Origin of the sequence: Laedolimicola intestinihominis, assembly GCF_040096155.1 — a bacterium.
In the GTDB taxonomy this organism is placed as follows: Bacteria; Bacillota; Clostridia; order Lachnospirales; family Lachnospiraceae; genus Laedolimicola; species Laedolimicola intestinihominis.
In genome coordinates this window covers 371,245-391,579 of sequence record NZ_JBBMFE010000001.1, presented here as the reverse complement: position 1 = coordinate 391,579, position 20,335 = coordinate 371,245, and the positions used below count along the sequence as shown (strand labels likewise).

21 protein-coding genes are annotated in these 20,335 nt (G+C 47.1%); 2 read left to right on the top strand and 19 right to left on the bottom strand.

The features are described from left to right. Positions 1-10 precede the first annotated feature (10 nt). The 18 genes from WMO29_RS01700 to WMO29_RS01615 form a co-directional block, all read right to left on the bottom strand. On the bottom strand, positions 11-853 hold the full coding sequence (locus tag WMO29_RS01700) for a hypothetical protein (protein ID WP_349163481.1): 843 nt from the start codon (positions 851-853) through the stop codon (positions 11-13). A 49-nt stretch (positions 854-902) separates the two neighbouring features. Further along, entirely contained in the window at positions 903-1,205 is a 303-nt protein-coding gene (locus tag WMO29_RS01695; protein WP_178038024.1) for a hypothetical protein, read from the bottom strand. A 20-nt stretch (positions 1,206-1,225) separates the two neighbouring features. Continuing rightward, the gene (locus tag WMO29_RS01690) at positions 1,226-3,319 is read right to left on the bottom strand and encodes a VirD4-like conjugal transfer protein, CD1115 family (protein WP_349163480.1); all 2,094 of its coding nucleotides are present in this window, start codon (positions 3,317-3,319) and stop codon (positions 1,226-1,228) included. A gap of 9 nt (positions 3,320-3,328) precedes the next feature. Beyond that, a complete protein-coding gene (locus WMO29_RS01685; protein WP_349163479.1) occupies positions 3,329-4,282 on the bottom strand; it encodes a PcfB family protein in 954 nt (317 codons plus the stop codon). Between the two features lie 2 nt (positions 4,283-4,284). After that, entirely contained in the window at positions 4,285-5,253 is a 969-nt protein-coding gene (locus tag WMO29_RS01680; protein ID WP_349163478.1) for a hypothetical protein, read from the bottom strand. Continuing rightward, positions 5,168-6,634 carry a relaxase/mobilization nuclease domain-containing protein gene (locus WMO29_RS01675; protein WP_349163584.1) on the bottom strand — a complete coding sequence of 489 codons (1,467 nt, stop codon included), beginning with the start codon at positions 6,632-6,634 and terminating at the stop codon, positions 5,168-5,170. The genes WMO29_RS01680 and WMO29_RS01675 overlap by 86 nt, the downstream gene beginning before the upstream one ends. A 10-nt stretch (positions 6,635-6,644) precedes the next feature. Continuing rightward, complete coding sequence (locus WMO29_RS01670) at positions 6,645-6,971, bottom strand: plasmid mobilization protein (protein ID WP_349163477.1); 327 nt, start codon at positions 6,969-6,971, stop codon at positions 6,645-6,647. Then, positions 6,961-7,377, bottom strand: a complete 417-nt coding sequence (locus WMO29_RS01665; RefSeq protein ID WP_349163476.1) for a hypothetical protein — start codon at positions 7,375-7,377, stop codon at positions 6,961-6,963. The genes WMO29_RS01670 and WMO29_RS01665 overlap by 11 nt, the downstream gene beginning before the upstream one ends. Before the next feature lie 374 nt (positions 7,378-7,751). Then, the gene (locus WMO29_RS01660; RefSeq protein ID WP_349163475.1) at positions 7,752-8,723 is read right to left on the bottom strand and encodes a toprim domain-containing protein; all 972 of its coding nucleotides are present in this window, start codon (positions 8,721-8,723) and stop codon (positions 7,752-7,754) included. After that, positions 8,720-9,229 (bottom strand): JAB domain-containing protein, encoded by a 510-nt coding sequence (locus WMO29_RS01655; RefSeq protein ID WP_349163474.1) that lies wholly within the window; start codon positions 9,227-9,229, stop codon positions 8,720-8,722. Before WMO29_RS01655 ends, WMO29_RS01660 begins: the two co-directional genes overlap by 4 nt. A gap of 8 nt (positions 9,230-9,237) precedes the next feature. Continuing rightward, positions 9,238-10,179, bottom strand: coding sequence for a DUF5688 family protein (locus WMO29_RS01650; protein WP_349163473.1), 942 nt, complete (start codon positions 10,177-10,179; stop codon positions 9,238-9,240). A gap of 8 nt (positions 10,180-10,187) precedes the next feature. Next, positions 10,188-11,129, bottom strand: coding sequence for a DUF5688 family protein (locus WMO29_RS01645; RefSeq protein ID WP_349163472.1), 942 nt, complete (start codon positions 11,127-11,129; stop codon positions 10,188-10,190). A gap of 296 nt (positions 11,130-11,425) precedes the next feature. Then, complete coding sequence (locus WMO29_RS01640; protein ID WP_349163471.1) at positions 11,426-11,599, bottom strand: hypothetical protein; 174 nt, start codon at positions 11,597-11,599, stop codon at positions 11,426-11,428. Beyond that, complete coding sequence (locus WMO29_RS01635; protein ID WP_349163470.1) at positions 11,600-12,043, bottom strand: hypothetical protein; 444 nt, start codon at positions 12,041-12,043, stop codon at positions 11,600-11,602. It abuts the gene before it with no gap. 9 nt (positions 12,044-12,052) lie between these two features. Further along, entirely contained in the window at positions 12,053-12,967 is a 915-nt protein-coding gene (locus WMO29_RS01630; protein WP_349163469.1) for a ParM/StbA family protein, read from the bottom strand. A 497-nt stretch (positions 12,968-13,464) separates the two neighbouring features. Next, positions 13,465-14,460: a TOPRIM nucleotidyl transferase/hydrolase domain-containing protein gene (locus WMO29_RS01625; RefSeq protein WP_349163468.1), complete on the bottom strand. Its 996-nt coding sequence runs from the start codon at positions 14,458-14,460 to the stop codon at positions 13,465-13,467. After that, the gene (locus tag WMO29_RS01620) at positions 14,450-15,259 is read right to left on the bottom strand and encodes an endonuclease/exonuclease/phosphatase family protein (RefSeq protein WP_349163467.1); all 810 of its coding nucleotides are present in this window, start codon (positions 15,257-15,259) and stop codon (positions 14,450-14,452) included. Before WMO29_RS01620 ends, WMO29_RS01625 begins: the two co-directional genes overlap by 11 nt. A gap of 370 nt (positions 15,260-15,629) precedes the next feature. Next, positions 15,630-16,475 (bottom strand): aldo/keto reductase, encoded by an 846-nt coding sequence (locus tag WMO29_RS01615; protein ID WP_349163466.1) that lies wholly within the window; start codon positions 16,473-16,475, stop codon positions 15,630-15,632. Between the two features lie 262 nt (positions 16,476-16,737). Here WMO29_RS01615 and WMO29_RS01610 point away from each other — a divergent pair, with 262 nt between their 5' ends. Next, positions 16,738-18,378: an ATP-binding cassette domain-containing protein gene (locus WMO29_RS01610; protein ID WP_178037964.1), complete on the top strand. Its 1,641-nt coding sequence runs from the start codon at positions 16,738-16,740 to the stop codon at positions 18,376-18,378. Between the two features lie 212 nt (positions 18,379-18,590). On the opposite strand, the gene WMO29_RS01605 is transcribed toward WMO29_RS01610, so the two are convergent. Then, positions 18,591-18,887 carry a GNAT family acetyltransferase gene (locus WMO29_RS01605; RefSeq protein WP_158364979.1) on the bottom strand — a complete coding sequence of 99 codons (297 nt, stop codon included), beginning with the start codon at positions 18,885-18,887 and terminating at the stop codon, positions 18,591-18,593. Between the two features lie 236 nt (positions 18,888-19,123). Between WMO29_RS01605 and WMO29_RS01600 the strand changes: the two genes are divergently transcribed. Next, positions 19,124-20,284 (top strand): alanyl-tRNA editing protein, encoded by a 1,161-nt coding sequence (locus WMO29_RS01600; protein WP_349163465.1) that lies wholly within the window; start codon positions 19,124-19,126, stop codon positions 20,282-20,284. Positions 20,285-20,335: the final 51 nt, after the last annotated feature.

Genomic DNA, 20,335 nt, shown 5'->3' with positions numbered 1-20,335 from the left:
CTTTCCTCTCTCACAGGCCCAGCGCTTTGCTGGTCAGCACCTGCGCGCCTTTTACACTGCCCACGGTCAGTGCCACCGTAAAGGTCATATCGCACAGATAAATCAGGGTCTTAGCCCAGTCCGCATAGTCTCCCGTAAAGGCCGGGAGGCCAGCGTTGATAAATGCGTTGCATACAATAATCGCAAGGGCCATGGTCACCGCTTCCAATAACACAGATAAAAAGTATTTACTGTAAGATACCGCCGTGCTGCTCACCATCCGGTTACCGCCCGTAGTCGAAAAGGCCAGCGCCCCGAAAGGCACCAGAACCAATATTTTCAGGAAACGGAAATACACCGTATACACCATGAAAAAACCACAGATAATCACGATGATGGACAAAAGCGCCGCCAAAATCAACATAATCAGGCTCTCACCAAAGCCCAGTCCCTTGATAATCTCCGCCTGTTCTGCGTTAATTGTCAATGTGGTGCTCTCGCCCGCTGACAAGAGCCCCACCAGCCTGCCCACCGACGTGAAGAAGGCCCGCATTATTGTTACATTTTTCGTCACAAGCCATTCCGCTATTCCCAGCCGCATGAGCATCCGAAGGATCGCCTCAAATCGAAGCTCCTCTTTGACATCCACACTCTCCGAGCAGAAGCCAATCACGAAAAATAAGACCACTAAGGACGACCCAACTGCTACAAAAGTAGGTTCAATATCCATAATGACCTTCCACGGGCCTCCACCCTTGAAGGTGGTCGGGGACTGGCCCAGCAGTGCGAAAATCATGCCAGTCTGATTGTTCCAGAAACCGAATACCATTTCCAGCAAATCCAGAATCTTATCCCCCAGCTTAAATACATCCATATCCTGTTCTCACCTCTCTTTCCCTTTTCTCCTCTATTGGAATCCAATTTCAGAATCCAAGGAAGGAAAGTACCGGCGAAATCATCGCCATAATCGTTCCCGCCACGATTCCCTTCAACGCCGAGTTCATGGACGAGGAATCCTGATTCTGATATGCCTGGGCAAACTCCATGATGTTCTTTGCCAGAATAATCAGGCCCACCGCTCCAATCACGGCGATCACCAGTGTCTTCAGATTGTCTAACGGCTGGGTTACTACTTCCGTTCCTGCCGCGTGGCTGGTAATCACCCACAGGGCCGCCACATAGATGCCAGACACAATGGCCGTTACCGTCAGCACCTTTTTTCTCATATTTCTCTCTTTTCTTTTATTCAATCGTTCTTCACTCCTTTTTTGTAAGCCATCCGAAAGGTTCGCATTTCTTCCACGCGTACATCCGGATAGAATATTTCCAGTAGTTTCTCCTGGGGAATCCCTGCCTGGATTGCTTTTTTCAACTCTTCGATCTGCTCAGCAGAATAGTCCCACCTCGTGATCCGGACTACGATAGTATCCGCCTGATTTTCCCTGGCTTTCTGTCGGTTTTGTCCCTTCTGACCCTTATGCCCGTCTGCGCTTTGGTTTTCCCTTTGCCCATCATCACCCAGTTGCATAAACGCCTCATAGGTCACCGTATTGATATAGACCGGCGCTCCGGCTTTCTTCTGCTTTTCGTAATAACGTATCGCCTTTTCATTCAACAGTTCATAAGGCTTCTGATTTTCCTTGGGCTTATGCTCATAAGCAGCCCCACCACCGTCTGCTGTCTGGTGAAACATGGGATGGGAAAATGGAATAAATTTATCATCCAGAACCGGATTCAGGCCACGGATAAAGAGAATACATTTCTTGTTATCCAGCTTCCGTACCTCATCCGGCGTCAGAAGCTCCCGCCCAAGAACATCGTAGTTTCGGCTGGAGCTGCCCTGCCGCCCTTTTGTTTCTCCCGTGGACTTCTTGTCAATGGTACTTTTACCCAGAAGATCCGACACATATTTGTGGGTACTCTGCTCATTGCCGCCCAGATAAATAAACGTATCGCAGTTTCCGGGTATCGTCTCCCAGGTATCCTTGAACAGCGCTTTAAGCTGCGCGAAATTCTGGATGATGATAATGCTGCTGATCTCCCTGCTTCGCATGGTGGAAAGCAGGGAACAAAAATCATCCGGCAGTGCCACATTCGCAAACTCGTCCAGCATAAAGGTCACATGAATCGGCAGCCGCCCGCCGTACTCAAAGTCGGCCTGATAGTATAGTTCCTGAAAGATCTGGGTGTAAAGCATACCGATAATGAAGTTATAGGACTTATCAGAATCCGGGATGACACAGAAAAGTGCTGTCCGAGTCTTTTCGTCCCGGTTGACGCCGGTCCCAAGCTCCGCCAGATTCATATCATCCCTGGACAACAGCCGCAGTACCTTCTGATTTTCCAGATAGGCCAAGCGAGAATTGGCGCTGATGATAATGCTCCGCACCGTATCCCCGGCTCCCCGCATACACTTGTTATACTGGACAATGGCCGGGTGCTGGTTCCCCAGCTTAGAGCGCTCTGCCAGCTTCTGCATCCGCAGATCCAGCTTAGACGGCTTGTTCCGCTCCGTTACCTCCGCTTCTCCCAAAAGCTTCATCACGGTTCCCATGTTCTTTGTAGCGTCCGGTTCCTCCAGCCAGACATAATAAAAGAGAGCCTGCAGCAGCATACTCTCTGCTTTCTCCCAGAACGGATCGGAAGAATTGGCTCCCTTTGGTGTGGTATTGGCAATCAGGTTCGTAATCAGCTTCACCACATCGGTCTCTTCACGGATATAACGGAATGGGTTATAGCAATCTGATTTTTCCATCTCCAACAGGTTGATGACCTTCACCTGATAGCCGTTGTCCTTTAGCATCTGTCCGCAGCTTCGCAGGATCTCTCCCTTCGGATCGGTACAGATAAAAGAGCAGTTCCTGGGGAGCTGCATCAGGTTGGGCTTTACAAAGTAAAAGGTCTTTCCGGCTCCTGAGCCTCCGCAGATCAGGATATTCCCGTTGAGTTTTAGTTTCCGGAAATCCATAGACATACGGACATTTTTACTCAAGATCCGGTTTCTTTCCGGGTCTTTATCCTCCAGAAGCCGGGCGGCCTGCGCTGGAGGCTCCAGACGGGCTGTACCATGCTCCTTACCGGGCATAAGGTTCCGTCCACTGGTGTAGTACATGAGCATTGCCATCGCATATATCAGCTCCGCAAAAGCAATCAGTTTCAGCGAATAGGCGCTCCAATAATTGGCTAGGGGTCTTTCACAGACTGCGCTCAAGCGCTCCATGAACTCCACATAGGTTATTCCCTCCTTCCAGATTCCGCCAAGCATGTAGCCCAGATATCCGGCCAACACTGCACCAGCAAGCAGCCACGGAAGGGCGGGCTTCTTCTTTCCCGTCTGCATACGTTCTCATCACCTGCCTTTTTTCCTGCCAGTTTTTCTACTGTTTTTCGCGCCGGTCTCTCCGGATTTCTTCCGATTCTTCGTTCTTTCATTCTTCGCTCTTTCATTTTTCGTTTGCTGTTTCTCAGTCGTCTCCGCCTTCTTTCGTAATTCCTTTTCTACCGGATCATAATGCTTCTCATACAGTTCGGCTCCCCGGATCTGCTCCCTCAGCTTTTCCTCTTTTCCAAAGATGGTATAGTCTTTTTCCGGATCAAGAAATGTCAGCATTGTCTTCCCGCCGTGGATTTTCACCATATCTGCCTTATCAATCCACAGATACCGGATATGCTCGCCCCAGGTGCCGGGAATTCTGGTTTTTATCCGATCCGCCGTCTCCTCTGCAATGAGCGACTGATCCAGTGTGATCGCGACGCAGGGGGTATCCTTTCGGATTGCGTTCGCCTGTATCCGGGCCGCCAGCTCCTGCAGTTCCTCCAACTCTTCTTCCCTGTAATTACCGCCGGGCAGCCGTTCCTTTAAAAAACCAGGCAGCTTCTCCATTTCTTCCTCTACCCCGTTGTTCAGATAATCCTCTATTGTCGCTATCTTTCCGGCTTTCAGCTTTTCAATCAACAAATTGACCCGTGGGACTGCTTCCGAATGGAACAGAATCTCTGCATATCCATCCTTTGCATTGATATCCGGCAGTCTCGTATACAGAATCCCGTATTTCTTCGCAGCCTTTTCTATCCGTTTCAAATCCTGTTCCGGAAACTTTAAAACCTGCAGATCACCGCCCCGCATCAGAAGCTTTTTCATACTGGTTTTTCCGCTCAGCTTTTCCTGGTCAAGCAGATATTTGAAGAGCTGCACGATCTGCTGCAGCGCTTTCAGGCCGCTGGAACCTGCTTTCATGCAGATCTCCACGCCGTCATAGGCTACCCGGATAATCTGGATCGCCTCCTGAATTTCTTCCGCCAATCTCACGCCTCCTCTCTTCTCATGCTGTTCTCCAGCACGGCAATTTCCACAATTATCTGCATCTTTTCCGGGGTAGCCCCGCAGTGTACCAGCTCTGTAAGCTGCTCCTGGGTAAGCCCCTGCTCCATTCCCGCAAGAATCGCCGCAAGCTGTCCCTCCGACAAATCGGCCTGGGACACCAGCTTTACCATGTCGGTCCTGGCTTTCCTTTTTTCAAACAACATCTTGAATCTACCGACATCATTACTTCTCTTACGTTCCACCTCTACCGGTTCTACCGGTATCTGTACAGGCGGCTTTCCCTGCTCCATCTGCATCTGCACTTCGTAGGACACCTGCGGACGAACCGGGCGCTTTTCCGGGCGCTTTTCCAACTGCTCCTCCAGCTCCCGAATCCGGGCTGCCTGCTCCTCGATGGTGCCTCGCTGGCTGGCCACTTTCGCAAGCCCTTCCTGAATCTCTTTTTCCTTCGCCGCTATCTGCTGTTCCAGATATTCTTTCTGCTGTAGCGCCTCATCCAGTTGCTCCTGCAGGCTATCCGAAAGCTCCGTTACCGGGACAGCCGCGTCTTCCTCCTGACGGTTTAAGATATCCTGCATCATGTCACTCATTTCTTTTGCACTGCGTTCTTCGCTGAGGACTTCCCTGAGTGCGTCTTCTGAGATTCCCTTCCGGACATACCCGCAGGCCACCTGCATCTGCTGAACCTTCAGGCCACGGGCAAACGCAATTTCCAATACTTCCTTCGAAAAGTTATCCCGGAGCGCCTCGGAATATAGTTTTTTCTGTCGAGACGAAAAATCGGCCCGGTTCAGATAACTCTCCACTTGGGCCGGGCTCAGGCCATACTCCAGATCATCCTTCACCAGCTCCATCACATCGCCACTATAATGTGATTTTTTCATTTTCTGCAGATACGCCTCGATCTCCCTGGCGCTGAGCTTCCTGCTCTTCTCTTCGTTCTGTTCCATCTATTTCCCCCTTTGTCTGTCTCTGTGTTTTATCCTCTGTTTCCATTTCTTTTAACAGTCCCTTTCCGGTTTTCAGTTCCCGGTAGAGCTGCCGTTCCCGGGAAGTCGCTTCCGCATACTCCCGGGTAATCCGCTCCCTGACCGCGCAGATTTCCTCATAGGTATATCCCTTTTCCGCCAAGGCCTTCTGGCACGCCTCATATTCCTGATGCTCTTCCGTAAAAAAGGAATCGCCACGCTCATAGGAATGAAACGCTGCTTCCAGCTCCTCCATCTTTGCCGCCAATTCAAACAACTCCTGAAATCGGTGCTTCTGTTTTCCCAGACGGCTTTTCTCCCTGGCCGCTTCCTTTTGCCTGGCAGTCAGAGCCTGTACGGCATTCTGAAGCTCCGGAACCGTCGTGATGTCCTCTCTGGCCAGAAACAGATATTGATTCTGGAGCTTTTTCATTTTCCGGATATCTTCCCAGTATCTCCACACCTGACTGTAAGGTCGCTTTTTCAGCTTGCCGATCCTGTACAGGCGGGCAAAGTACCGCTTCTGCAGACCCGTCAGTTTCGGCCTCCGGTGTCTGCGGACACTGCCGCCCACGATCCGCGGGGCATGGCCCTGGCCTGCCCTGGCGACTGACCGCAAAGTTTCGGTCTCAATTCTCTCCTGTATTCGTTCTATCGTATAATCCTCTCCCAGTCGCTGCGTCCTGCGGAACCGCTTCATGCCCGGCGGACGGATAGCCAGATACTTGCCTTCTTTACACTCATAGCCCCGTTCTGTAAGCTCCCGCTGAAACTCCTCATACGTGGCTGACAGAATGATACAAGCATCCAGATCCCGCCGAATAGCCGAATTCCAGACATGCTGAATTGCCTGCTCTTTCCGGGTTTCCCGGTATTCCACATCCTGATTCAGCTTATCGTCCTCAATTTCGATTGTGGACAGACCATACTCCTGACAGAGTCGGTTGGTGATAGGCTGTATCTCCCTGGCCCAGTCACCTTTTTCATAGCGGTACTTTTTCCCGGTTAGGAAGCTCACGCTGTTGAATACGATATGGGCGTGAATATGCCGGGTGTTGTCGTGGACGGCGTAGACAGCCTCGTATTCGCTGCCGAGATATTCCTTTACGAAGCGGGAAGTTAATTCCATGGCGGTGTCCGGGGTAACCTCATTTTCTTTGAAGGATAAGACCAAATGATATCCCTGCCGCTTGTCTAACTTCCCGTATTTCCGTTTTGTATCCTTCATCTGCTCAAAAGCAAATTCCGGTACGCAATTTATACCTGCCACCAGCCTCCCTTGCTGTGTCTTTTCCGGAACTGTGATATATGCAAGAGCTGCCCTCAAATGTTTTCCGTGATAACTCTTTCCGCAATCTTTCATACAGGTAATTTTACTGATTGCCAATTTTCTCTATCACCTCACGCATGGACAGATTCAGCCGCCTCATATAAGCCGAAAGCTGTTCTTTGTCTGCTTCTGTATAAAAATCCATGTGATTTCCGTGAACAATCTGGTTGATATTGTTCCCTATCCGGTTTATCTCATTGAGCAGCTCTTTTAACAATTTTTGCACCGCCGGATAATCTGACGGTCTTTGCCGTATCTGGAAACGAATGTACTGATTTTCCGGTAATCCGCTCTCTGCAGCTCTTTCTGCCAAAAGCCTCGCTTCCATCTCCGTTAATCGTACGGTTTTCCGCACCCATTTAGCGGCCATACTTCTTTTCCTCTTCCGCAAAACTGCAGATTTTCTCTGCTATATCCTGAATTTCCTGCTTGTACTTGCCCTTCAGGATATTGTCAAACAGTTTTTCTGCCAACCGCTCCGCTAAGACATCTACTGCCTTCCCGTAACAAGTCTTCTCGTACAGTTTTCCGACACGCCGCTCATCCTCCTTCAGCCGCTGATACTCGCTCTCATGAACCGCCCGTTCAATGTCATTGCGACAATCATCCCGAAGCGCGTTCAGTTCCAGTATTTTCCCAAAAATCCAGATATCTACATCATCAATCAAATCCTCATACCGGTATGACTCTACTTTCTCTTTTCCAATCTTCCGCCGTACAAGCTCCCCGTCCCGACTGCCAATCTCGTACTGCATCTGCTCTACATAGAACAGCACAGCCGCCGCATCCTTTTTGAAAACTGCCGAATAGCTTTGGTGGACCGTCATCCAGTCCAGAAAATCATCCGCATTTTTTATCCACTCTATTTTTGTTTCTTCCGTACTTTATTCCTCCCTTCTTTTCAAGAGCCCTGTCGGTCTCTTGCCAGATACGCATTTGTGACGTCACCGTCCAAATGCCTCTGGTTAGGGGAAAATCCCCTAAAACCCCTGATATCATAGAATGACGGCACTTTTTGCCGTCATTTTCTTACTTTGCCGTCATCTTTTGCCGTCATTTTTTCATTTTGACGGCATTTTTTGCCGTCACTTTTCCTCTGTGCCGGCACTTTTTGCCGTCACTTTTCCAGCTTTGCCGTCATCTTTTGCCGTCATTTTTTCATTTTGCCAGCACTTTTTGCCGTCAAATCACGTTCCTGCAACATCTGTCTCTTCAGGTCTGCCAGACACTCGTTGTAATCCTTATAGGCTGACGGCGGCGGTGCGTCCTCTACTTCATACCCCCTCTCGTAATACTTTCGCATCAGCCGCTCCGTCGCCTCTCTTCCCGGCTGGTCATTGTCCAAGCAAAAGGCTATGCTTCGGATCTGCGGATGTTCCCCCAGAAAAGTTTCCAAAGGTGCATCTGACAGCATTCCAAGCGCCAGCTTGTTCGTCTCATAGTTCTGTGTCAACTCCGTGAAACTCAACAAATCTATTGCGCCCTCAAATACCTCCAATTCTGTACTGTCATCATTCCAGCAGTTAAAGCCGTAATGCTTATCATTTCCGGCCACATCCCGCTTGATATCCGGCCCACGCAGGCTGGCAAAATGGGTAACCCCATTCCGGTCATTTCCCTTGAACACCACATCCCTGTATCTTTTGGAAGCATATATCAAGTCCTGACGGATAAAGAAATCAATCACCTCTCTACCAATGCTGCGCTCTTCACCAAGATACCGGTAAACTGCATCATACCCTGCCGCAGGCTCTGGCAGACAAAATAGTTTCTTCTTTGCTTCTTCCTTCACCTGATATTTGAGTGGCTGTAACCCTTCCTCGTCCAATCGCCGATATCCTGCAAAATCCAGAAGCCAGAACACTGCATCCTTGACCTTCATGCCACCAAATACCCGCAGGAAATCAATCTGGGTTCCTCCGTTACTGCCCTTTTCAGCAACCCTTGACCACCGGAACCAGCTCCGGCGATTATAGATACGGATGGAATCCATTTCTTTTAAGGTGTACATAGATCCGACCCGTACCACCGTATAGCCCAATCGCCGGGCCACTGCCGTCAAATCTACGCTCTTCGCAATCTGCAATTCTTCCTCTGTATACCATCTGCCTGCTCCGCTCATCTTCCTCCTCTCCCGCTCCTTTCCTCAGCCGCTCTATCGCTCTGCTGATTTTGCTCTACCAGCATCGAAGCATCCCGAAAGCTGAAATAATCTTCCCGGCCAAACCCGATAATGATACTGTCCATCAGTGGGATCCCGACCAGATCACACACCTTTTCCATTCTTTCCGTCATTTGCATATCACTTCCAGAAGGTGTTATGCTTCCTGCCGGATGATTGTGCAGAATCATCATAGAGTTTGCGTTGGACAGGATAGCTGCCTTTAGAATTTCCCGGGGCTCACACAGCGCCTGATCCAAGGTTCCTATACTGACGATCTGAAAATTGATTGGCTGCAACCTTGCATTGAAATTCACTACACAGACTGCTTCCCGATCCATATCCCGGATATATTTACCCAACACTTCTACCGCCCGTTCCGGACTTCGAATCGGATCGGTATCCCACACGGCTGCTTCCGGAACCAGACGTATAGCTACCTGCTCCAGCTTAAATCCATCCTCCATAACTGCTCCTATCTGGCACTGACTACAAAGGTGGGCCGAAATACCGGTTCATACACTTCCTGACTATTGGTTCGTATTGGATGTACGTCCGCCGGTTTGAGTTCATGTGCATGGGCATCGTACATATACAGGGTGTTCGACAGAAGATCTCCCGGATACAGCGTCTGATTCATTTCACGAAGTAAATCCTGTACTTCGATTGCCTCTGTGATGCCTGCCGGAATTAAAAGTGTCTCGTGAATGGAAGACGGAATAACATATACATCTCCACCCAGCTTTTCTGCCGCCTTCTCCAACATATCGTCATACAACATCATAGCTGCCCCTGCCGTATTTTTCTGGTTGGTAAGGACATACATTTGAGCTGGGGCAGCATTCGTCATATCGTCTAAGCCTCCCAACAGTTTCAGCATATTCCCCATACTTTCCAGTCTTGGGGGATTCACCTGCCTGGTATTCTCATAAGCCATCCGATACAATTTTTCTTCTGTCCAGCCCATACTCTTTGCCACTTGATTTGTAATTTTTCCAATCATCTCATCTGCCACCTGCCAACAATAGACTACTGACATATCCCCCATATCCCGGTGCGGCATGTGGTTCAGTATTTCTCCAGTTCTTTCCGTATTTACCAACTGAAAATGCAGACTTTCTTCGATTGATTTCTTGTCCAGTCTCACCTCTCCAACCTTCTCATGAAACTCTTCCATTGCAGTCCGCAGATTTTCTTTAATATCCGCATATGCCCTGGTAAAATCTCCTGTAGCAGCATACCAGTCATAACACCCTTTCGGTTCCAGTCCGGTACTCACACTGCGGCCATTTTTTCTTTCCGTTACACGAATTTTTTTATCCTCATAACTGGCAACGCTCTCCCCCAGCGCTTTTTCCTGGTTTATTTCCTGCACTACACGGTTACAAAACTCTTCAAAATTCATTCTTCCTGCCATTTTTCCTCCTATCTTACCTTATCGGCAATATCTAAATTTATAGGCTGCTTTTCCGTTTTTTTACTTTTTCGTTTCCTACCACCGAAATCTACTGGTTTCAAAGTATGAGCCTTCGCATCATATTTGTATGCCGTATACGATAACGTGTCTTTCGGTTTTACTTCTTTCCGATTTACTTCACGTAAGCGCAACTGCGCCATGACACCATTCGTCAGTGATACCGGCATCAAAATTACTTCATGCACAGACGATGGAAGTACATATATATCCTCTCCTGCACGTTTTGCCGCGCTTTGCAGTAAATCATCATATAGCATCATGACCGCTCCATAATCCTTACTCTGATTCGTAAGAACCAGCATTCTTTTTGCTCTGATTTCTTTCTCATAGCTTGTATCCCATGTTGGGCCAATCGCTTCATAGATGCTTTCCAGTACAGGCGGATTCATTTCTCTTGTATTCTTATAAGCCATCTCATACAGCATCTCCTCTGTCCACCCCAGCTTTTCCATCACGTTATTTGTAAGTTTTCCAAACAATTTGTCCGAGATTTTCCAGCAATATACCACTGACATATCGCCGATTTCTCTATGCGGAGCATCCTGCAAATAGTCACTGTTATAACGTGTATTGACCAGCTTAAAAATCAAGTTTTCCTTTATCAGTTTCTCTTTCTGATTGCTCTCCAGGCACTTATCCAAATTTGCTCCGATTTCTGTCAGATATTTTTCAAGACTCTCATATACACTTGCATAGTCACCTGATTTACAATACCGTTCATAGGAATCATCCAGCTTCATTTCCACACTGCTTGTCTGTCCGTTTCTTATCCTTGCAATTAGAATCGCGCCATTCTCTATAGTAAACTGATATTTTTTAAGCTCTTTTTTCTGTTCCAGCCCCTCTTGTATGCTTCTACAAAAAGCTGAAAATTCTAGGTTCGCCTCCATCTTTCATCCCCTTTCCTTTTTGGTTTTCTCTTCCAATATCCCGGAACCCTGTCCGGCTTTTCCTTTCTCTGGTCTGATTTCTGTACTTTTACGTTACACACCCTCTCTCTTTAAATATCATTTACAATAAAAAAGCAGCCAGCCTATTGCCAACCGCTCCATCCAGCCTTTCCCCGGCTTGTCACGTATATACCTCATTTTTCCTCCTTTACCCCACAGAACCTGACACCTGCAGCCCCTTACGGGACTTTATAATACAAAAAGCGCCTCCGAAGAAGCGCTTTCCTTACCTTTCCCTATGGTTCCACAGCACTGATAAGAATCAGCACCATTCTGGCAAGTGTTAAGAACAATACAAAAAATATCTTTGCCGCCGTTATTGCGATTGCCCATACAAAAATCGCAATCCACAGAGATACCTTTCCGATTCCACAAAAACCTTTTCCGATTGTCTCAAGTACCGATTTCATTTAAATCTCTCCCATCCATCTGCATGCCAGATTGCCTACTACAGAGTTTTCCCCCTCTGTGTCATTTTCCAGTTCCATTTCGTCCGTCTGACCCGTCAATGCCTTTATCTGACCGGTCATCGGATTCTGTGCGCCTGCCGCATACCGTCCCAGCAGTTTCAGAAGTTCATTCCTCGTCTCTTCCAGCAGTTCCCCACGCAACTCCTTTTTTATCTGCTCCAGTTCCTCTGCCGTGATGTATCGCTGCTGTTCGGCCTGCTCCTGCTGGGTCAACATATCTTTTCCGCTATGTTCAATGTAGAACTCCAGCGCGTCTACCAGAAACTGATTCTGGGATTTATAAATATATTTATCCAGATTGGTCAGTATCTGGTAAATCTCGGCCTGCTTCGGTTCTTCCATATTGAGTCTGAGCGTCATTTTTCGAATCGTTGATAAACTCATGTCTGCTCCTTATCTGCGCATCTGCCGGAGCGCCGTATAGGTGAGATATTCATATCCCCTTGCATTGGCCTTGATATCCAGATTGTAAGTCACATTTCCCTGCTGTATCGGGCCATAATTTTTCATCACGACTGCCCCGCCTCCTACGAAAATCAACGGCGTGGTCTGAAGATTGTAGCCATGCTCCCGGATGGAATGATAAATCTGCCCCATGAAAGTCCGAACCTCATTTTCAATGATTCTGGTATAATCTCCATTCAACCCGCTACGCTCCATCCGCATCACTGCCTGAATATCGCTTTCATCTACCTCTCCATTCAACTGCCGGACACACTGTTCATTGATGGAGCGCATACAGGTAATCAACCCTCTCTGTAGCGTAGAGCATCTGGGCTCGTCCGGTTCTTCATCGACTACCGGCATCATATCAATCGTCCAGCTTCCAATGTCTACCACCAGTACCTTTCGCTTATAGGTGCTAAGCTTATCAGCAACCGCCGCATAACACTGGGGAAACACGAACGCATTCAAAACCTCTATCCGGTACTCTTCTTTTTCAAACTGGTACTTCACACACCTTCTGGCTGTCAGATATCGAATGAAATCTGCACGCTCCTGCCCGAAACGTGTAAGTGGAAGCCCCACTGCCAGATAAATCTTTGCTTCCCTTTTTCCCCTGCTTTTCAGCTCCTTAGCAATGGCCGCCAGCGTCAGCAGGAAAAAGTTATCATTCTTCGTTTTTACATCCTGTACTTCAAGACGGGTACCGCCTATCTTATAGAATTTTCCACCAAATTCCAGCAGATTCTTCGTAAAGGCCGGTTCCGTCGCTATCTCTTCCACGCCTGTCACAAACACATGAGAAATTGTCTTCATATACGACCAGCCATGATCTATCCCGATAACCTCGATTCCCTTGTACATCCTTCCTTATCCCTCCATTTCATATTTTCCATGTAAGTACACGCTTGTTCCTCTTCGCCCCGTGTACGTGGGAGTTACTGGCAACCCTGCCGCATGACATCCTCTGATGTTCACAAGACCGGTATTCTATATACCGCTCGTCCCCTCTGCTGCTTATTTCGAGGGCCAGGAAACCACTTCAGCTCCCTTCGTGAGTTATTATCCTTCCGCCGTAATCAATCCAATCTGTACCTGCTCCATCTTCACCTCTCGGTCCATCAACTCTCCTCGCAGGCCCCGCTGATATTCTGCCGAATATACGCCGGAATTTTCCATGCTGTAACTGCTATTCAGTTGTCTGTGAACAGGTTTTTGCTGTTCCTGATATAATCATAAATGATGTTTGGGGATTTGTCTTCGGCCTGAGAGGCCGAATTTGAAGGAATTTTAGAAAAAGGGAAGCCATTTAACGCTTCCCTAGACTTTTATATTTTATGCACTTTTAGAAATTTCATGAATTATCTTTGCAAAAATTCAACTACTTTAGCAAAGGATTTATGAGCTTTTCCTAATTCTTCAAAATCAGCTTCTTCCACCATAGAATTCACTAAATACATAAATTTCAGTTTGCTAAATTTTTCTGTCTCAGGCATAAACCAATCTTCTATACAACTATTAACTATTGCCAATTCATAACCTCCAACGCCCAATTTTTCAACAATTATATTTCGAGTTTGCTCTTCATCTCCGTCAGAATCAACAACCACCAAAATTTCCGGTTTGCTAGATTTCATTCTCACACCCTCTAAAACAGCCGGTACATTGTATTTCCCATTAGCTACTACAATCGTAACCTCTTTATTTAACTTTTTGGCAATCGCTTGAAGTACTATTTCATCCGTCTGTCCTTCACATATAATTACCTTCCCAGGCAAATTCTCTTTATTCGCATTTCTTTCTTGCACACGTTTTTGCAGCTCACCAACGATATAACGCACTTTTTTATCTTGCAAAATAGCTTGTAGTACATTACAAAAAGCTTCTTCATCACCGATTCTAAAATAATTAACTTTTTCCATTGGAATGGCTACCCTGTCTAAAGTATTTCTTATATTTTTGCATATTCCTTCATCAATATTGATTTCTACAGGATATATTGGGGTCATTCTTAACTCAAATACCCTAAATCTATATTCTTCAGTACATATTTCAAATCCATAACGTTTATCAAAATACATATTATTCGCATCTATTAAATTTTTTGTAGATGATTCAGCAATAGTTTCTTGTAATTCCATCTTTCCTGACAGAATCCTAAATGCGTTTGCCATAGTTTTTGCTGTCGCAATTATTGAACCCTCCGTTTTTATTTCATCAAAAACCGCAAAAACACACCCATTTGTATAATCAAACAAATATCGGCATTGTTGCTCCATTATTTTACAAATATTTTCAGTGTATTTTAAATCCTCATGGCCCTCATCATCAACTATCCAATAATTTTCATACTCCATTTCCTACCTCCTGTAATTTTACTAATAATGGTAAGTGATCACTTATTTCCTGATCTGGTATTCCGTTCTTTAACAACTCTTTCTTATCTATCCTCTTCAAATATTCCATATGACAAATACTATTTATTAACTCTTTTCTTACTAATAGTTGATCTAGACAATACCAATAGGGAGTCACTGAACCATTTTCATAATAAAAACTTCCATACATTTCCGTTTCTTCGGATATGTAATGTAAAATAGGATTATAAAATCGTTTCTTTTTTAATGTGCTAGGATTTCTTAATTCGTTTTTATTTATAATTGTTTTAAATAAAACAGAATTAAACGCATACCGACTTATTAATTCTTCATCATACGGATTGGCATTAAAATCTCCAATAACTATTGTGTTATTGCATTTCCACAATGCTTCTGTTTGTTCAATATTTTCCATTATATCCCGTATCGTTTCAAGTCTGTCTCTTGTTTCATAATTTCGTCTGTCTTCCAAGTGAATTGCTGCTAAAATGTATTTTTTCAATCCTGTCTCAATATTATAAATGTTATACCGCTTTTCTTGTTCTATGCTCTTAATATCAAAAGTAGTCTTTGCTATAAGCGTTACCTTTCTATCCCTATCTTTTTGTACCCCCAAAATTCGCTTATACATTTTTCCCAAGCTTTCTTCTATCTTATTAAAATCTATATTGTCAAACTCTGCAAAAATTGCAATGTCAATGTTATTCTCAGCGATGCACGTTATAATCATATCCTCAATAGCATTTCTTTTAAGATTCCAAAACATAATATTTAGCAACTTATATCACCTTCTTTTTATCTTTATTTTTATGATACCATAAAATTGAAAATAATGTATATATTATTCACCTGCATATTTTCAAATTTTTCAAATCTTTTCCTTTTTGAATATTTTTCGCATTTTCCTATACATATTTTTTACATATTTTCATTTGCTTATGACAAATCCAGACACACCCTGTCACAAAAAGAAAATGCCAAAAATCCTTATAAAATCAAGGTTTCTGGCATTTTCTTTTTCTCTACAAAACAGGATAAATCCCATATATTTATAATCAAGTAGGGGTGCTAATATTTTAGAAATTGTTTATAATCGTCATTTTTGCATAATAGTCATAATAATTCAGACATATTTATCTGACACTTTATTATAACTTCACCCGCTCCCGGTCCGGGTGCTCTCCGGACCAGCCAAGCTGGGGCAGCGTCATCAGCTGATGCATATCGTCATCCTCGATGTTAAAGCCAAAGACGTCCAGGTTCTGACACATCCGCTCGCCGGAAGAAGACTTGGGCAACGGCAGTACGCCGCACTGAAGGGCGAAACGGATGCAGATCTGCGCTACAGATACCTGATACTTTTCCGCCAGTTCCATGAGAAGCGGCTCCTGAAGCACTCTGGCCCGTCCGATGGGGCTCCAGGCCTCCACCTGAATGCCCAGGCGCTGGCTGAAATCCACCGCGGCCTTCTGCATATATCCCGGATGGAACTCCAGCTGATTCACCATAGGAATGATACTGGTCCGCTCCAGCAGGTTGTTCAGATGGTGAGGCAGGAAATTGCTGACGCCGATGGCCCGCACCTTTTTCGACTTATAGAGATCCTCCAGGGCTTTCCAGGTTTCCACGTCCAGATCCTTCCACTCGGCTGTCAGGTCGTCGGGTCTCGGCCAGTGAATCAGATACAGATCCAGATAGTCGGTACCCAGTTTTTTACAGGACTCTTCAAACTCCCGCAGGGTTGAATCGTAGCCGAGTCGGTCTCTCCAGACCTTCGAGGTCAGGAAAAATTCTTCCCGGGGAACGCCGCTTTCTCGGACTGCTTTTCCCACTGCTTCCTCATTAAAATAAAAGGCAGCCGTATCCAGATGCCGGTAGCCCTGCCGGATAGCCTCGCTGATAATGGCCTCATCGTTGTCGGCGGCGGCCTTGTAGGTACCGAAGCCCACCGCCGGAATCTCTACACCATTGGCCAATGTAAATGTATGTCTCATATGCTGCTCCCTTCTTCCGTGCTTTCACACCTGTGATTTCCTACATTATACCTTCTTTTCCCCGGCCGCTCAAGTCCGTCCGCCGGAAAATCCCGTTTTCCCTCCGAAATCCTGAAAACTCAGAAATTTCAGGAATTTAACCGTGGAAAGGGCTTGCAAATTCTATATTTTCCTGTAAAATAGATGTGTATGCCCGCAGATAAAAGCTGCAGGACAAAAAACGTATCATACACCATATTTACCAAGTCATAAGGAGCAAAACATGATCAGTGCAAATAACGTAACGCTTAGAATAGGAAAAAAAGCCTTATTCGAAGATGTCAATATCAAATTTACCGAGGGCAACTGCTACGGCCTTATCGGAGCCAACGGCGCAGGAAAGTCTACCTTCCTGAAGATTCTCTCCGGCGAGCTGGATTCCACCAATGGCGAAATCGTCATTACCCCGGGACAGCGTCTCTCCTTCCTGAAGCAGGATCATTTCCAGTATGACGAGTATCCGGTTCTGGACACCGTTATTATGGGAAATGCCCGTCTCTACGAGATTATGAAGGAGAAAGAGGCCATTTACGCAAAAGAGGATTTTACCGATGAGGACGGTATCCGCGCCAGCGAGCTGGAGGCTGAATTCGCGGACATGGACGGCTGGGAGGCTGAGTCTGACGCCGCTACTCTCTTAAACGGACTGGGTATCGATACCGATCTTCACTACACCCTGATGAAGGATCTCCTGGGTGCCCAGAAGGTCAAGGTGCTGCTGGCCCAGGCATTGTTCGGCAACCCGGATATCCTGCTTCTGGACGAGCCGACCAACCACCTGGATCTGGACGCTATCGCATGGCTGGAGGAGTTCCTGATTAACTTCCCGAACACCGTCATCGTAGTATCCCATGACCGTTATTTCCTGAATAAGGTCTGCACCCATATCGCCGACATCGATTACGGCAAGATTCAGCTCTATGCCGGTAACTACGACTTCTGGTACGAATCCAGCCAGCTGCTGATTCGCCAGATGAAGGAGGCCAACAAGAAGAAGGAAGAGAAGATCAAGGAGCTGCAGGAATTTATCTCCCGTTTCTCTGCTAACGCTTCCAAGTCCAAGCAGGCAACCTCCAGAAAGAAGGCTCTGGAAAAAATCGAGCTGGACGAGATCCGTCCCTCCAGCCGGAAGTATCCTTACATTGATTTCCGTCCGAACCGCGAGATCGGAAATGAAGTGCTGACCGTAGAGGGTCTGTCCAAGACCATCGACGGCGTGAAGGTTCTGGATAATATTTCCTTTATTCTGGGCCACGACGACAAGGTAGCCTTCGTAGGCGGCAACGAGTTTGCCAAGACGACCCTCTTTAAGATTCTGTCCGGAGAAATGGAGCCGGACGAGGGTACTTATAAATGGGGTATCACCACCAGCCAGTCCTATTTCCCCAAGGACAACAGTAAGGAATTTGACAACGACGATACCATCGTCGACTGGCTGACCCAGTATTCCGAAATCAAGGACGCAACCTATGTGCGCGGCTTCCTGGGCCGTATGCTCTTCGCCGGAGAAGACGGTGTGAAGAAGGTCAAGGTGCTGTCCGGAGGTGAGAAGGTCCGCTGTATGCTGTCCAAGCTGATGATTTCCGGCGCTAACGTGCTGATTCTGGACGAGCCCACCGACCACCTGGATATGGAGTCCATCACAGCCCTGAACAACGGTCTCATCAAGTTCCCGGGCGTGCTGCTGTTCTCCTCCCGTGACCACCAGATTGTGCAGACTACTGCCAACCGTATCATCGAGCTGCTGCCAAACGGCGCTATGATCGATAAGATCACCACCTACGACGAGTACCTGGAGAGCGATGAGATGGCAAGAAAGCGTACCGTCTATACTAAGAGCGCGGACGAGGAAGAGGATAACTAAGATTTCTGTTCTGCAGGAATTTTCACGAATATTTGTGGAAATGAATGGATTTAGAACCTGAATTTTTCTGAATTCGTCAAAAATCAATTTTGTTACTTAAAAAGGCATTCTGCAGTTTTTATTTCATAATCTGAAGCTGCAGAATGCTTTTTTTCATTTTATGCACTTTTTCTCTTTTGGTGACCCCATCTTTTCCATTGACATGGCTTAGTTTACACCCAGCTGGCGTTCTTCGCCTCTGTCCATCGCTCCTGCTGGGCCTCGTACTGCTCGTTCAGCCAGGCGATGGCCTGTGTAAAGCCCTCGTCTGTGAAGGGAAACTCCCTGGCCTCCTTCTGATCCTCCGCTGTCTTTTCAAAGCAGAAGGGCTCCGGATAAATCACTGCCTCCAGTGTCTTTTTGTCCTCTTCCTCTTTCTTCCGCAGCCGGTAGCGCATGCCCTCATAGCTTCCGGTATAGACGCCCCGGTTGATATAGGGGAGGCCGGCCTGGCCGTGTAAATCAATCATAGTTGAAGTCCTTTCTGGTATGGTATTTATCTTTGTATCTGTTTTCCCATATCTTTTCAGGTGATTTATGAGAAATTATAGCACAGTTTCCTCTTCTCCTCAATGCGCATTTTCTCAGCCGTCACCCACAGATAACTGAAAACTGCCAACATCCGCTTAAAATATACCTGTCCAAAACTGTGATAAAATGTTATACTTGGTGGTAGATTCATTTCGACAACAGGAGGTTTTACACCATGACAGACCGTTTATATTACGAAGACAGCCATCTGACCGCATTTCCGGCGGTGGTGACTGCCTGTGAGCAGGAAAAGGATTACTGGAAGGTGGCGCTCGACCAGACCGCATTTTTCCCGGAAGGCGGCGGACAGGCCGGGGATACCGGGTATCTGGGTGAAATCGAAGTGTTCGATACCCATGAGAAAAATGGAGAAATCTGGCATTACACCAGACACCCCCTGGAGATCGGCGCGGAGGTAAAAGGCGTTCTTGACTGGAAGAAGCGCTTCTCCCGGATGCAGCAGCATTCCGGCGAGCATATCGTCTCCGGTCTTGTCCATACCCGCTTCGGCTATGACAACGTAGGCTTCCATCTGGGCGAGGAGGAAGTCACCATGGACTTCAACGGCCCGATTACCAAAGAGGAGCTTTTAGAAATTGAGACTGCTGCCAATCAGGTGGTCTTCGGTAATGTGCCGATTCAGATCTCCTATCCAAGCCGTGAGGAACTGGAGATTCTGGACTATCGCAGCAAAATTGAAATCGAGGGCCAGGTTCGTATCGTTACGATTCCAGATGTAGACGTCTGCGCCTGCTGCGCACCCCATGTGAATAACACCGGAGAAATCGGTCTAATCAAGCTCACGAACGTGCAGTCCCACCGTGGCGGCGTCCGGGTCAATCTCCTGGCCGGAGATCGGGCGCTATGCGACTACCGGGAAAAAGAGACCAGCGTGAAGGCCATTTCCGTGCTGCTCTCCGCCAAAGAGTCGGTTGTGGCTGACGCAGTAGAACGGCTCAAGCAGGAGAATTTCCGCCTCACCGGACAGTTGATGGCGCTGAATAAGACGTTGATTCAGAATAAGGCTGCTTCCGTAGCCGAAGGAACCGCTAATCCCGTCTTCTTCGAGGATAACCTGGATGCGGATACCAGCCGGGAATTCGTAAACCTCTTATCCGCCCGCTGCAGCGGCATCGCCTGTCTCTTCATCGGAAATGATGAGAGCGGCTACCGCTACATCTTCGGCAGTAAAACCGAGGATACCCGCCCTCTCTGCAAGGCGCTGAACGGCCAGTTCGGCGGAAAAGGCGGCGGAAAACCGGAAATGGTGCAGGGATCGCTCTCCGGCAACCAGGAAGAGCTGATGGGCGCAGTAGAAACTTTTCTGCGCAGCTAAGTAATGACTGCTATTTGCGCCTCTATGCGCGCCTCGGACGACGGCTCGTAT

Excerpts from the sequence above, each read along its gene's own strand:
- WMO29_RS01695 (WP_178038024.1), bottom strand. The coding sequence starts at position 1,205 with ATGAGAAAAAAGGTGCTGACGGTAACGGCCATTGTGTCTGGCATCTAT.
- WMO29_RS01690 (WP_349163480.1), bottom strand. The coding sequence starts at position 3,319 with ATGCAGACGGGAAAGAAGAAGCCCGCCCTTCCGTGGCTGCTTGCTGGT.
- WMO29_RS01675 (WP_349163584.1), bottom strand. The coding sequence starts at position 6,634 with ATGAAAGATTGCGGAAAGAGTTATCACGGAAAACATTTGAGGGCAGCT.
- WMO29_RS01615 (WP_349163466.1), bottom strand. The coding sequence starts at position 16,475 with ATGAGACATACATTTACATTGGCCAATGGTGTAGAGATTCCGGCGGTG.
- WMO29_RS01625 (WP_349163468.1), bottom strand. The coding sequence starts at position 14,460 with ATGGAGTATGAAAATTATTGGATAGTTGATGATGAGGGCCATGAGGAT.
- WMO29_RS01660 (WP_349163475.1), bottom strand. The coding sequence starts at position 8,723 with ATGAGCGGAGCAGGCAGATGGTATACAGAGGAAGAATTGCAGATTGCG.
- WMO29_RS01610 (WP_178037964.1), top strand. The coding sequence starts at position 16,738 with ATGATCAGTGCAAATAACGTAACGCTTAGAATAGGAAAAAAAGCCTTA.
- WMO29_RS01700 (WP_349163481.1), bottom strand. The coding sequence starts at position 853 with ATGGATGTATTTAAGCTGGGGGATAAGATTCTGGATTTGCTGGAAATG.
- WMO29_RS01630 (WP_349163469.1), bottom strand. The coding sequence starts at position 12,967 with ATGTACAAGGGAATCGAGGTTATCGGGATAGATCATGGCTGGTCGTAT.
- WMO29_RS01635 (WP_349163470.1), bottom strand. The coding sequence starts at position 12,043 with ATGAGTTTATCAACGATTCGAAAAATGACGCTCAGACTCAATATGGAA.
- WMO29_RS01670 (WP_349163477.1), bottom strand. The coding sequence starts at position 6,971 with ATGGCCGCTAAATGGGTGCGGAAAACCGTACGATTAACGGAGATGGAA.
- WMO29_RS01640 (WP_349163471.1), bottom strand. The coding sequence starts at position 11,599 with ATGAAATCGGTACTTGAGACAATCGGAAAAGGTTTTTGTGGAATCGGA.
- WMO29_RS01650 (WP_349163473.1), bottom strand. The coding sequence starts at position 10,179 with ATGGCAGGAAGAATGAATTTTGAAGAGTTTTGTAACCGTGTAGTGCAG.
- WMO29_RS01655 (WP_349163474.1), bottom strand. The coding sequence starts at position 9,229 with ATGGAGGATGGATTTAAGCTGGAGCAGGTAGCTATACGTCTGGTTCCG.
- WMO29_RS01605 (WP_158364979.1), bottom strand. The coding sequence starts at position 18,887 with ATGATTGATTTACACGGCCAGGCCGGCCTCCCCTATATCAACCGGGGC.
- WMO29_RS01600 (WP_349163465.1), top strand. The coding sequence starts at position 19,124 with ATGACAGACCGTTTATATTACGAAGACAGCCATCTGACCGCATTTCCG.
- WMO29_RS01645 (WP_349163472.1), bottom strand. The coding sequence starts at position 11,129 with ATGGAGGCGAACCTAGAATTTTCAGCTTTTTGTAGAAGCATACAAGAG.
- WMO29_RS01680 (WP_349163478.1), bottom strand. The coding sequence starts at position 5,253 with ATGGAACAGAACGAAGAGAAGAGCAGGAAGCTCAGCGCCAGGGAGATC.